The following is a 12,534-nucleotide window of genomic DNA, read 5'->3' on the forward strand; positions in this document are numbered from 1 at the left end:
AAACTGCACTATGAATTCAAGAAATATACTCATAACCTTAGCCCTAAGTACCGTGTTATACGCTGATCTACAACCCATTTCCAATGCCTTTATTGCCGGGATGAAAGAGATGAAGATTGAAGTAAAAACAACCGATGCATCTAATACCATTGAAGTAGTCACACCGATTGAAGAACTTCCCCTTATGGGAGGGAGAATAACGTATAAAACCCGAAGTGGTGATGCTAAAGATATGCTAGAGCGTCAATGCTTCGCATATGGTGGAGATGTCTATTTTACAATCAAGGACAGTTTTGGTGATACGGTAGAGGCACACAGCCTTGATCATGCTAAAGTCAAAGCACTCTCAAGCGAACAGCGAGCCGAATATACTAAACTAAATCTTGAAGATAAAATCTTTTTCTTTGTAAAATCCCGAAGCGACTTTAGGGAGTTCTTTAGCGATCAGCGTCTCAAACGAGGTTTTATCGCCGATACGGATGTTCTTAGACCTGAGAGCTTTCAATACGACACAACATGTAAATCAATCGATACCGGTAAAACCATCTATACGGCTAAAACCAAACGCTATCCGGACACTATGGTTATTACATTTAGTGAAGTGGTAGCGACAGAGAACTTTGCGAAGCCGAAGATCTCTAAAACAATCGAGTCACTATTTGCCGAGTATGTAACGGAGCAAAAAGGGAACAAATATCTCCTTGAGCATAAATTCATAGGCGGTGCTGACTACAACGAAATGGCACGACAGTATTGTGAAGAGGCATCAGGTCAACTCATTGTCGATGGCGGTGAAACAAATATCTATACCAAACTGGTCAATTTCAAACGTGAGATGGGATGTATCAATATCGAACATCCGTTTATTTTACGAAAGCCTGAACCGTTTAAATTCATGCTACTCACCGATACGGCTCCAACGTATGCAAAAAATAACCGTGTCATTGATCAAAGTGACGTATTGGATATCCAGATGCAAGGGCTTGCTCTCTCAACTTCAATGCTCCCATTAGGAGCTCAAAGTGAAAATAATATCGGCAACCGAAAGTTGGTCTCTACTCTCTATAGTGATAACGGTATGAGCAAGCTAGTTAACATCCAAGAGGTAGGTGGAAACAAGACCTACAAAAACTATAAAGTGCAAAACAATGAAGCACGAGATATTACCGATGAGCGGTTCGTCTATTCTAATCTCAAACTCCCTCAATCGATACAAAACGCTAAAGGCTCATTAGTGCAGCAATGCAGTCAATATGGTGCGGGAAAAGTGTCAATTGATGGTTATACCGTAACGTGCAGTAGACAAGCCTATGGGAATCAATGCAGTGTTAATCTGATTTATATGAGAAATGATCAGTTTGCCGGGCGCGAAACTGCTGGGTGTCGTTAAAGGATAATCATGGACTATATTGCACAAATAGTACCCTTAGTTTTTTTAGCAGTTGTCATTGTTATGGTTTTAAAAAGACGTTCTCCAGCCTCGGAAGCAAATATGTCCGGCGGAGTAGAACGAAACTCTGATAGATCGAAGTAGGGAGATATATGCAAAAAATCATATTATCCGATCACACAACTGCGCAACTTAATGCAGCACAGCAAGAGAGACAACGTCAATATCATGTCAGGCTCTTTTCGTATAACGAAGCAATGATGAAGCATGATGAGCGAAAAGTACAGGCTCGCGCACGGCTAGCTGAGGCTTGGAATCAGCGTCGTGTTTGGGAAACCCTCAGCGGATTTTTTAAGATGATAGGTGCCTATGTGATACGTAAACCGTCTCGTCCAATTATGCAAGGTGCCGGAGATCAAGAAAAGATATGGAGTGCCGGTAACGAAGGGGAAAAGAAAGTTGAAAACTTCTTATCCTCAAATCTCGACGATCAGTGGACACTGATCAATGGTTATAAAAATGCCAAAGGGGAAATCGATCAAATTTTGGTGGGTTCGAGAGGTGTGTTTGCGATCGAAATAAAATACAGCAATGGAACCATTTTTTGTGATGGAGATCAATGGTGGAGAGACAAATATGATCAATACGGTAACTTGGTAGAAACCAATAAACCGATAGCCGATAAACGGGGAAGAAGTCCAAGCCGTCAGGTTAATGAATCATCCGATTTGCTCCAATCGTTTCTTCAAAAACGCTATCCATCACTGCGTGTATATCGCTCAATTATATGGGCGCATGATCGTTCAAAATTAGGTGCAGTTAATAATCTCAATGTCGATTACACCGCTGTGGTAAACGATTGGGATTTAGGACGTTTTTTGCGCAACTCAACGTACCAATTAAGTCAAGATGAACAACAACGTATTGTCGAATCAATTCGAAAAGATCATACTTATTACAACCAACCACGAAGATAAAAAAAGGAGACTTCATGAAATTAAAAACTATCCTAGCAGCTACGCTGCTAACTACCACGCTAATACACGCTGATCCATCCCCGTTTGGTTTGGAAATCGGCAAATCTACAGTGAGTATGATGAAAGAAAAATATAGTTCCAAGTTTGTTGGAATCAATAATTTGAGTCAAGGTGATGTATATGATCTTGACACGAGTGAATTAGGGATAGAGGGGATGCAATCGGCACGAGTGATTTACGATAAAAATGGAAAATTGATGGGAGTCTTTACCACCTTTCCAAAAGGGAAATTTCAATATCTATTTGGTCAGATGAAAAGCAAATATAAACTGGTCACTTCTAATATTCCGTATGTTGGAGATACCTCCGCCAAATTAACCAACGGTAATACCGAAATACAGCTCAACGCTCCGCACATGAGCTTTGAAATGGAATTGAATTACGTCGATAAAAATCTATTAAAAATTGCCAAACAAAAAAGTTCTAACGATGCCCAGCAAAAATCGAAGCATGAAGCGTCACAGTTATAAGGAGAAAATAATGGTGGAGAAATTCTTTGCCATTATTGCACAGGTTCTTGTTAGATAATTAGCATATCTTTATCTGCATAAAATGAATTAAACAAAATGTTAAAAAGCGTTTATGCGGTGGTGTAGTCTGAATATTAAAATTAGCTGAAAGCATTGGATAAAATGAAGGTGTAACACTCTATGAGTGCAAACACGGTTTTTACATTTTTTTAATATTGAAAATAAAATGATTTTAATACCTAAAACATATCTTATGACATATCTTAAAGCATATTAGTAAATCAAAAACATACATAAAAAAATCATAATAAAAAGATTTAGAAAAATTCTGTCTTTGTTTTGTGGCAAAGGATAATTATTAAGCGAAGCTTAAATCAACTTCATAAAAAAACGGTGTAACACGTAGTGAGATAAAACGTCGTTTTGTTATGCATTAAATACTCTATAAAATACTATTTAATGTATTATCAATATTTTTGTATTACTAAATAAATTACTAATACGTAAACATAAATACTCTATAATTTCTTTATTAATATATGACCATGAATCTTTATAGTTCTTTTGTACGAAATATCCGCAAGAGGTAATAATATTTTCAAAGATATATGGCATTTAATGTTGATGCAAGATGGTGAAAGTATTCAACAATACTATGATCGACTTCAAGAGATAATTAACTCGAATGGAAGCGATTCTTTCGGAATAACAAACGCTACGGCGTCTATATCAGATATTGCATTTACGTGTGGCTGTGATATGTATAAAATCATTCGTCGGACTATCTAATTGTGCAATTCACTTTAGCCATCCCAGTTTGACCAACTCGTTGATTCTCTCTTCATGATAACGCCGTAATACATCGGCTAATTCATACTCTTTATTCGGTACCCAACTCGGAGCTTGTCCAGGTTTGGCTTTTTGTTTCATCGTGGAAAAAGACAACGGTCCAAGTGCTTCAATTGCATTGATATACTCCGGCAATCGGTCGCGAAAAATTTCACAAATTCTCTGAGCTTCTGAGCGAAAACTTTTTTTGTTCACGTCTAAAATATCTACGAGTTTTTCAAAATGTCTGGGTGTAATATTGCTACGCTGTCCATCGATAGTTAAGTGTGAATCGTAGTGCTTGGTGTTGGAATAAATACGTGTCGTTGCAATGTCATAAAGGGGTGCAAAAAGTTTGATTGATTCGCTGATAATAAGCGATAAATTTTTCGTGTGCATATCTTCATGAGAGATGATCATAGAATAAAAATAGTGCTTTAAAAGTTCTAGGCGTTCTGCTTCGCTGATGAGTTCTTTTTTGATGCGAGTAAACATTTTTTCGCTCGTGGTACTGTATTTATTTTCAGCACGTAAACCTAAATAAGTGGAGAAGTTTGCTTTTGCAAAACGGTACGTTCCTAACCGATCAAATCGCTTGATAAGATAGTGAAATTCTTCATCGTTTTCTCGTTTGATCAGATACGATTGAGGAACGCGAAATCCCAATTCATTTTTGGCAAAACTCATAAAGAGATGTTCATTTAAAGCTAAATGCGGAAGATAATATTGCGATGAAGGATCGGCTTTATATCGACTGTAAGGTTTGAGAATAAAATCACGTATACCATCGGATTTATCCTGATGTATCCGATGGTGTTCTAGGTCAAGATCAACAAGCCGTTTGTATTGAAAACCGCTGATCCCGGGAAGCTCGTCATAGGTAAAATGAGAGAGGTCTTCACCCTCAGGAAACAACTCTTCTTCATTGATGTCGAGGGTATAATTTTCAAGCACAGCAGGGAAGGGGAGAGCAGGGCCTAATATAGTCTCAAGATTGCTTAAAAAAGAGGGACGGTTCTTTTGAGATTCTACCTGAGACTCACCGGTGAGCGTGAAATAAATATCGCCGATATTATGTGTTAATCGAACCAACATATCAAGCTCATCGGATGAGTTTAATGTTTGCTCTAGCATCTCACGATTAACCCCTTCGGGGAGATTCTCATCAAACGTTGCGTGAAGTTCTGAAGATGAATAGGGGACTATATCTAAAGGTAATCCTGGGATTTCTACTTTATTCAGGGTTAAGTATCGATCAGCATAGCAGAATACAAACTCTTGAGCGTTTTGAAAAAGGTAACCTGCGATTTGATCAGCTTTATGAACAAAGATCATCCGATAATCTTTTGCATAAGCTTCACGGACATCTTTTTGCCAATAGACAGTTGATGCAGATTGTCCGAGTGTACGAACTCGGTTGCTAGCTATAAGTTCATTGAGAACACGCAAAAGTTTTTTATCCTTAATCCCAAAAACACCACTTTTACGTTCGATCTCTTTTAAGGATTCAGCTTCTTTTAGCGTTAAAATGATTTCTAAAACCTCAGTAATATCGGCTCTCACGTTAACTCCATCCATTTAAGGTTTTTAGGACACTGTATTAAATTAGTTTAAGTTTACAGTGACTATTATAAATATAAACTTAGTTGGTGTCTTGAGAAACTTAAGCACTGTAATTCCACTGATTAATACTATCTGCCAGAAAACCCTAAAATTGATAAATTCATACAGTGTCAAATGACCTGAAATTAGTGATAAGTATCAAATATTCAACAGTGTATGAAAAACACTTAGTTAATCCCTATGAGGGGGCTCTTTTATTCGGATACGAAACTATTGATACTATTTTCTAGTTGTGTTAGTTCACTGATTATGGCGTCAAATGAAAGGATTTCTCCCGAAAACATACTTCCCATTTTTTCATAGTCTTGTTTAAAAGCTTGAAGAATCGCATAATGCGGAACGATTTTTAAAGTTCCCGGCTTGGCATCATCATAATTAGCTGCACCGGATCGGAAATAAAACTTTTTGTGTTCGGCTACTTTTGCCAATAAGTCTGTATCTTTCAAGGCCTCTTTGCCGATATCACTTCGATAGAGCATCACTAGATCATAAAGATGACGGCTGAGACGCTCTTTGACACGATCAGGTTTGTTGATATTATTCTCCGCATGAAGAATAGTCGCTTTTTCCCAGAAGGTTCGTTTTGGAGAAAGAACATTAACCTCACATGATGTTTTTATCTCAGCGATTGCATCCTCAATAAACGCTTTGATTTCAACACGCTCGATCGGTTCATGCGCCGCTTTGGTTCCGCTCTCGATCAGAACAACCGGTTTAACATACTGATCACCGTATTCACTAGTGTTCAGAGATTTAGGGTAGAGGAATAAAATATTTTCAGGGTTATTTGGGTCAATCGATAAACTCCATTCTTTGGCTGATCCAATATCTGCTGTGATTTGATCTGAAAGCATAGGTAATAGGGTATCTCTCAAAAATGCTTCGCCAGCCAACTTGAGCAGTTCAACCGCTTTTTCAGCTTTCTTTTTACTCTCTGGTAACTTAGCAATTTCATGTGGAGCTTTGTCTCCGCCGAATCCAAGATCTTCCATATTTAGAGATAGATCGATGTCTTCGGAAAACCGCTCAATCAGTTTGTAGCACTTTGAGAGGGAAGTTCCCCCTTTGAACATCAATCGATGTGTATGTGTCAAGCGATTAAAGAGGGTATCAAGCAGATAGGTTACCCAAAAGTCTTTTTCCACTACATGTGCAGGATAACCGGTATACGTTGAAGCAATGCGAAAGGCTGCTTCACGATCAGATTTTGGGAGTTTTATAAATTCATACACTATGACGCCTTCGTGATAATATGCTCAACCGCTTCTTTAACCCAAGCGGAGCGGTTCTTTGAAGCAGATTTAAGATCATGAATCTCTTTTTCGTTTAACGTCTCAGCTATTTTAGACTGTAACGATTCATCAAATGCTTCTTCTTTACCAAGATATTCAATAGCGCTCAGATAGAGTCCTGCTCTTTTCCCCCGACCGGAGAGTTTTTTCTCCGATACTTTACGAAATTCGATTTTTGATTTTCCAATAACGATATCACCGATTTGCTTTTCAGTTAAATAGACCTGTTTCATAGGGATTTGCGTAGTCAATCCCAATTGATAAAGAGCATTAGCACCATCTGGGAGAAATTTGGTTCTCATCATACGGCTTAATGCATTGACAATAGCCGAATGCGCGGGGGGAACTTCTCCCCAACGGCTTATTTCGGGTTTATAATACAAACCTCTACGAATGCGACGTATTTCACCAGCTTCAAATAGGCGTGATAGTATCCGCTCAATAGTAGCTTCATTTCCAAAGGTAAAGAAATCAACATGTGTGAATACGTATCCAGCTTTATGCGAAGTAATCGTGTTCCTAATATGTTGAGTTAGTGAATTTTGCATTATAATTGTCCGTAAATAATAAATAAATAAAAGACATTTTAGCATAATATTATTTCAATGAGTTTATAAAATTGAGTTTTTTTATTGTGAACGCATACTGTTTTGAGAACATGCAATTAAAAAGGCGTGATCTTGACGTCAGAAAACCTAAGTAATATATAATTCGTATACTAATAAATCACCTTATTATGGGAAAAAGTATGAAATAGTTTGTTGTGTCGGAAAACGCTTACTTTTAATCAATAACCCGCATAAGTATCCGCATTAATATTTCCATATATAGATTTCAGGCTTAGTTGATATGGTTATTTAATGGCTTTTTATATCCGTAAAATAATCCGCAATAATTATGCTATACTTTCTACATATACTGATTGGAGTCGTACATGACTTTTACCCCTATTGCACCTTTCAATATGAGAGGGGAACTGGATGATGATTTACTACAGTGGTCTGAGCGAATATGCATGAAGAGCGCCGTTTTATCGGGCGGTCTCAATCATGATGTGCTAGATGAAGTAAGAGAACTGCTTCGGATCACTAATAGTTACTATTCCAATCGGATTGAATCAGACGGTACTCATCCTATCAACATTGAAAAAGCGATGAGAAAAGAGTTCTCTGAAGAAGAAAATAGCAATAAGCTTCAAAAGCTCTCTATTGCCCATATCCATACACAGCGTGAGATTGAAAGGCTTATTCCGGAAACATCACCGTTTGATAGTGACTTTATACGATTTGTTCATCGTGATATGTATACCCAAGAGGGAATGGAAAAGTTTCTAAATATACAATATCCGGAGACTGGCGAAATCGTTAAAATGGTTCCGGGTGAATTTAGAACACGCGGTGTTGCGGTAGGCGGATACGTTGCACCACAGTATGAGGGTGTACCGAGCTTGATGCATGAATATGCAAGCCTATACAATACATCATCTAATCTCACTTCGGTGTCAAAAAAGTTTCTATACGCACTTGCATCACACCATCGCTTGGTATGGATACACCCTTTTCTTGATGGAAACGGTAGGGTGTCTCGTCTTGTGTTGGATGGCGCTATGATTGGATCTGGGCTTAATGGTTATGGATTATGGAATATATCTCGCGGGTTAGCCAGAAGTGTGGATGATTACAAGAAATACCTAAAGCATGCGGATATGAAACGACAGGGCGCTTATGATGGAAAAGGGGAACTGTCTGCCGCTGCTTTGAGAGAATTTGTCATATACATGCTTCAGATAGCCGAAGATCAAGTAGATTATATGGGTAGTCTATTACGAATGGATGGTCTTGCAAGCCGTATTGAAAGTTATGTGGCTTTTGCTAACAGCGGAACAATCGGGATTGGCGAGCTTCCAAAAGGCTCTGCAAGCATCTTTAAGCACCTGTTGCTACATGGGGAAAGCTCACGAGGAAGTATGGCTCAAGTGATCGGAGCAGGGGAGAGAACGACAACAAAGGTTGTTCAAGAACTTTTAAAACGGAATTTTTTAGCTACCCCTTCACCAAAAGGTCCAATTCGAATTAGATTCCCTGCACATATGGCCTCTCTCGTATTCCCAGAATTATTGCCGGTAATTCAAGGGGATGATATTATAGTGGCGAGAAAAAGAGCGGGGAGACCTAAAAAATCATTGTAAGATTTGGTCGCCTATGATCAAACAATGCTAAATCCTTGCTGCTTCCATGAGTTAATACCGCCTTTAAGATTAAGAGGTTTAAATCCATTTTTTGACAAAATACGTGAGGCGCCGACGCTTCTATTGCCACTTCGGCAATAGACGACGATAGTTTTATTTTTTACTTTATCAAGTTTCGAAAGACTTTCTGTTAACTCATGCAGAGGGATTAACGTAGCTCCTTTGATCCGTTCTTGAGAAAATTCATTGTCGGTTCGAACATCTAAAAGAAAAACTTCTTTGCTGTTTTTTAAAAGTTCAGATGCTTCTGATGGAACAGTCGATTTGAAATTTGCAAGTATCCATCCTTTAGAATAAGCAAGAAAAAGAAAAACGATAGAAGATGGAATAACCCAAGTAATGATTTCAGCAGGCATAAAAAGCTCCAATTTTTTTGCCATTCTATCGCATCATGCTGATAATCAAGTGCCTAACATAATTCTACATGCATAATATTGGGGATTAATCTGCAAAGACGAAGTAGTAATAAGCAAATACTCACATTTGTTGAGAGTATTTAGAGCCTTATCTTTTATGTCGAAAAACATTATTTTTTTATTTTCCGTATAGCATTTGATTGCTTTTTATTGGTTAAATCTAGGGCACATCTCGTGTCTGTTGTTGAAATGTTAAGCCTTTTAAGTTAGCCATTTTTTCGTTCCAAGAAACGGCGAATGGTTGATGCCGAAGGTATGTTTTTAGCGAATGTATAGCGTTTATGTAATGCTGAATGAATTGCACGTTCCGCTAACCCTTCAGTAGAGAAGATATTGATGTCCTCTTCATAGCGTCGTAACGCAGCAGCCGTGGTAGGTTTGAATCCTGAAAATCGTGATTTTTTTGAAGCCAATTTAGTTTGATCTGCATCGATAATTTCCAACCACTTTCGGATTTGATCCGGCGTAGCATTTGGGTTGTTTTTGAGAAATCCGTGTAGGCGCCCGGCTGTGTTATAGAGATCGTGAATCATTTGAAGGCTCCTTTTTTAGTATGTGTGAATTGTTAAACGGTTTGAGTATTTAATCGCTCGATTGAGTATATGACGAGGCTTGACCTCGTCGTGCAGTTGGGATAATTGAGCTCCACATAGCACCCTCCCAAGGAGGTAGCAGGTAGATTGATAACAGTAAGTGTGGTCGGTGGCGTGTAGCCATCTGCGATTTTAGTAATCGCGAAAACGGGTAGGGTAGGGCTGTTCCAAGTCTATCAAGTGCGGAGTTTTTGAAGCGATTAAGGTCTGCAACAGGTTGGATCGCTTGGTTTTTTCAATTAATGTTAAGTCGTGCAGAGCGACAGGTACTTCAGGTCTCTGAAGCGGTATTATGGGGTATTTTGAAGCGGTTTTAATTGCTTAATAAGCTCGATTTTTAGGGCATTAAACCACTTTTTTACAATGACTTTGTCGTTGCCGTCTCTGTTCCTCAGAATTAGTCTCAATTTATTGAAAAAATGATTCAAAAATGGGCGGCTTAAAAAGGGTTTTTAGAATGAAGAAGGATAGGGTAGTTCATGTTTTGAAGAGCATATTGCCTCTCAAAAATGATTTCGTGCTAACTGGTTCTGTAACTTTGACCAATTGATCTGCGCGTTACTGTATAGTGCACGTATAGTTAGTACCGTTGATCATCGCGCATCGATGTCGGAGCCTTTTGTCCGGTGGATTTTCCAGCAGCTCATCTTTACATTTCTCTATTGCTTTCCAGCTGTGCAGAGCTACTCCATCTCTTGGATGTGAGTCAATAGAGGTGTTTTTTATCAAAGATATGTGTAAGTTTATCAATAGATAGCTTAATCTTAATTAAATATTTATAAAAATAAGATATGTAAAAATATATAAATACATTTCAAAATATGCTATACTTTCTTTAAAAAAAGGAGAGCTCATGTCATCGGCATCTGTCGTACGTTCATTGATTGAAAAATATCCCAATGGTCAAATATTTACTTATGATGATTTTAAATGTGATAAAGCTGCCGTTGCCATTGAACTTTCTCGTCTTTATAAAAAAGGTGCTATTCAAAAACTGACACGCGGACGATTTTATAAAGCCGCTCAAGGTATGTTTGGTCCGATTCGTCCAACTGAAGAAGCAATTGTTCAAGCTTATCAAAAAGCAGGTCAGGGGTATGAGACAGGAATAATGGCGTATAACCGGTTAGGATTGACAACACAAATACCATCTGTTATTGAAATTGCGACAACTATGGAACCGCGAACGATCATGATCGGTAACACAAAAATCAAACTGGTTCGGCAAAGAAGCGTTCCTAAAAAAACAAATGCACAATTACTCCAAATCCTTGATGCTCTTCGTCAAGTTAAAAAGATACCCGATACAATACCTTCAGAGGTATTGGTTAATATTAAGGGTATTATTATGCTATTAAGTGATGTAGAAAAAAAAGAACTCTCCAAACTGACACTCGATTTCACACCGAGAACCAGAGCATTGATCGGTGCTATTTTGGAGGAGCTTGATTGTAAGAAATATACCGATGCAATCAAGCAAAGTCTAAACACTACAACGACGTTTAGGCTGGGAATCAAAGAGAGTGTTTTAAAATATGGACGTGAATGGAAAATACTATGACGCTTCATGAAAATCCTGAGCTTTTCTCAGAACTGATAACGCTATCTGCAGATATGCTTGGCATGCGTGAAATTTACATTGAAAAAGATTATTGGCTATGTATGATTTTACGAAACTTAGCTCATTCTGACCCAGAAATATTTAATCGTGTCGTCTTTAAAGGGGGAACCGCTTTATCCAAAGCTCACAAAATGATTCACCGGTTTTCAGAAGATATTGATCTGGCATACATCGCTGATGGGCTAAATGGCAATCAAATCAAAAATAAGCTCAAAGTGGTTGAGCACGTTTTGCTGCCTGATATTTTGAAAGTTATTGAAAAACATTCACAAGAAAGTAAGGGGTCGAGTTTACGAAAAACTGTTCACCGTTATCCGAGAATTGCACAAGGACAATTTGGCGATGCGGTAGATGTTTTAATTGTGGAGTTAAATGCGTTTGCGAACCCAACACCATTTAGCCGAAAGAATATTACAACCTACATTACTGAGTTTTTGATCTCAAAAGGCGCTAATGATCTAATACAACAATATGGACTTGAATCATTTGAGGTAAATGTTCTTGAAACACAAAGAACTCTGTGTGAAAAAATCAGTGCAGTTTCTCGGGCATCTTATGAAGGACATGATTATCTACAAGCAAAGATACGCCATTTCTATGATATCTATTGGCTGTTAAAAGATCAAAAGACATATCAATTTTTTCAATCAGATGTCTTTAGAGAAATGATGAATACGGTGATAGAAGAAGATCGTAATATTGCAGAGTGGGCAAGCAAGCCTATATTGGAGTCACCGGTTAATATGGATCATACTGGTACGATGGCACCATTGCAACGATACTATGAAACAACGTTCTCAAGTTTAGTTTATGGTGAATTGCCATCATTTGAAGACATTATTGCCACATACTCTTTGGTTCGTCAAAGGTTGCAGTAGACAGTAATCGATAAGATACTAGTTTTTACAATTAGAGTTTTAAACGACGGAAAACCCTAAAGTTATTCAATTCGTATAGTAGTAAATGACTTGTTGAGCGTTAAAACCATCATTTAGCTGATGGTGTCGGAAAACACT

The 12,534-nt window shown here is 38.1% G+C and carries 11 protein-coding genes; 6 read left to right on the forward strand and 5 right to left on the reverse strand.

Annotated elements, in window-relative coordinates:
- The 3 genes from PHC76_RS14245 to PHC76_RS14255 form a co-directional block, all read left to right on the forward strand.
- A partial coding sequence (locus PHC76_RS14245) for a hypothetical protein (protein WP_300210604.1) occupies positions 1 to 1,390 on the forward strand: 1,390 nt, incomplete at its 5' end.
- Between the two features lie 152 nt (positions 1,391 to 1,542).
- On the forward strand, positions 1,543 to 2,367 hold the full coding sequence (locus PHC76_RS14250) for a nuclease-related domain-containing protein (RefSeq protein WP_300210605.1): 825 nt from the start codon (positions 1,543 to 1,545) through the stop codon (positions 2,365 to 2,367).
- A 14-nt stretch (positions 2,368 to 2,381) separates the two neighbouring features.
- A complete protein-coding gene (locus PHC76_RS14255; protein WP_299975013.1) occupies positions 2,382 to 2,897 on the forward strand; it encodes a hypothetical protein in 516 nt (171 codons plus the stop codon).
- A 798-nt stretch (positions 2,898 to 3,695) separates the two neighbouring features.
- Here the strand turns inward: PHC76_RS14255 and PHC76_RS14260 are convergent.
- The 3 genes from PHC76_RS14260 to PHC76_RS14270 form a co-directional block, all read right to left on the reverse strand.
- The gene (locus PHC76_RS14260; protein WP_299975010.1) at positions 3,696 to 5,303 is read right to left on the reverse strand and encodes a type II toxin-antitoxin system HipA family toxin; all 1,608 of its coding nucleotides are present in this window, start codon (positions 5,301 to 5,303) and stop codon (positions 3,696 to 3,698) included.
- A gap of 239 nt (positions 5,304 to 5,542) precedes the next feature.
- Positions 5,543 to 6,580 carry a nucleotidyl transferase AbiEii/AbiGii toxin family protein gene (locus PHC76_RS14265; protein WP_299975007.1) on the reverse strand — a complete coding sequence of 346 codons (1,038 nt, stop codon included), beginning with the start codon at positions 6,578 to 6,580 and terminating at the stop codon, positions 5,543 to 5,545.
- Complete coding sequence (locus PHC76_RS14270; RefSeq protein WP_299975005.1) at positions 6,580 to 7,188, reverse strand: DUF6088 family protein; 609 nt, start codon at positions 7,186 to 7,188, stop codon at positions 6,580 to 6,582. Before PHC76_RS14270 ends, PHC76_RS14265 begins: the two co-directional genes overlap by 1 nt.
- Before the next feature lie 386 nt (positions 7,189 to 7,574).
- On the opposite strand from PHC76_RS14270, the gene PHC76_RS14275 reads away from it, so the two are divergent.
- Positions 7,575 to 8,828, forward strand: coding sequence for a Fic family protein (locus tag PHC76_RS14275; protein WP_299975002.1), 1,254 nt, complete (start codon positions 7,575 to 7,577; stop codon positions 8,826 to 8,828).
- Between the two features lie 17 nt (positions 8,829 to 8,845).
- Here PHC76_RS14275 and PHC76_RS14280 read toward each other — a convergent pair whose 3' ends face one another.
- Positions 8,846 to 9,268, reverse strand: a complete 423-nt coding sequence (locus PHC76_RS14280) for a rhodanese-like domain-containing protein (protein ID WP_299974999.1) — start codon at positions 9,266 to 9,268, stop codon at positions 8,846 to 8,848.
- A gap of 242 nt (positions 9,269 to 9,510) precedes the next feature.
- Positions 9,511 to 9,837: a hypothetical protein gene (locus PHC76_RS14285; protein ID WP_299974996.1), complete on the reverse strand. Its 327-nt coding sequence runs from the start codon at positions 9,835 to 9,837 to the stop codon at positions 9,511 to 9,513.
- Positions 9,838 to 10,750: 913 nt separating this feature from the next.
- Between PHC76_RS14285 and PHC76_RS14290 the strand changes: the two genes are divergently transcribed.
- Positions 10,751 to 11,458 (forward strand): DUF6088 family protein, encoded by a 708-nt coding sequence (locus tag PHC76_RS14290; protein ID WP_300210607.1) that lies wholly within the window; start codon positions 10,751 to 10,753, stop codon positions 11,456 to 11,458.
- Positions 11,443 to 12,396 carry a nucleotidyl transferase AbiEii/AbiGii toxin family protein gene (locus tag PHC76_RS14295; protein WP_299974991.1) on the forward strand — a complete coding sequence of 318 codons (954 nt, stop codon included), beginning with the start codon at positions 11,443 to 11,445 and terminating at the stop codon, positions 12,394 to 12,396. The genes PHC76_RS14290 and PHC76_RS14295 overlap by 16 nt, the downstream gene beginning before the upstream one ends.
- Positions 12,397 to 12,534 lie beyond the last annotated feature (138 nt).

The organism is Sulfuricurvum sp., assembly GCF_028710345.1.
Classification (GTDB): Bacteria; Campylobacterota; Campylobacteria; order Campylobacterales; family Sulfurimonadaceae; genus Sulfuricurvum.

What these genes read in the sequence shown, in the direction of transcription:
- PHC76_RS14275 (WP_299975002.1), top strand. Translation starts at nt 7,575, where the DNA reads ATGACTTTTACCCCTATTGCACCTTTCAATATGAGAGGGGAACTGGAT.
- PHC76_RS14285 (WP_299974996.1), bottom strand. Translation starts at nt 9,837, where the DNA reads ATGATTCACGATCTCTATAACACAGCCGGGCGCCTACACGGATTTCTC.
- PHC76_RS14280 (WP_299974999.1), bottom strand. Translation starts at nt 9,268, where the DNA reads ATGGCAAAAAAATTGGAGCTTTTTATGCCTGCTGAAATCATTACTTGG.
- PHC76_RS14270 (WP_299975005.1), bottom strand. Translation starts at nt 7,188, where the DNA reads ATGCAAAATTCACTAACTCAACATATTAGGAACACGATTACTTCGCAT.
- PHC76_RS14260 (WP_299975010.1), bottom strand. Translation starts at nt 5,303, where the DNA reads ATGGATGGAGTTAACGTGAGAGCCGATATTACTGAGGTTTTAGAAATC.
- PHC76_RS14295 (WP_299974991.1), top strand. Translation starts at nt 11,443, where the DNA reads ATGGAAAATACTATGACGCTTCATGAAAATCCTGAGCTTTTCTCAGAA.
- PHC76_RS14255 (WP_299975013.1), top strand. Translation starts at nt 2,382, where the DNA reads ATGAAATTAAAAACTATCCTAGCAGCTACGCTGCTAACTACCACGCTA.
- PHC76_RS14250 (WP_300210605.1), top strand. Translation starts at nt 1,543, where the DNA reads ATGCAAAAAATCATATTATCCGATCACACAACTGCGCAACTTAATGCA.
- PHC76_RS14290 (WP_300210607.1), top strand. Translation starts at nt 10,751, where the DNA reads ATGTCATCGGCATCTGTCGTACGTTCATTGATTGAAAAATATCCCAAT.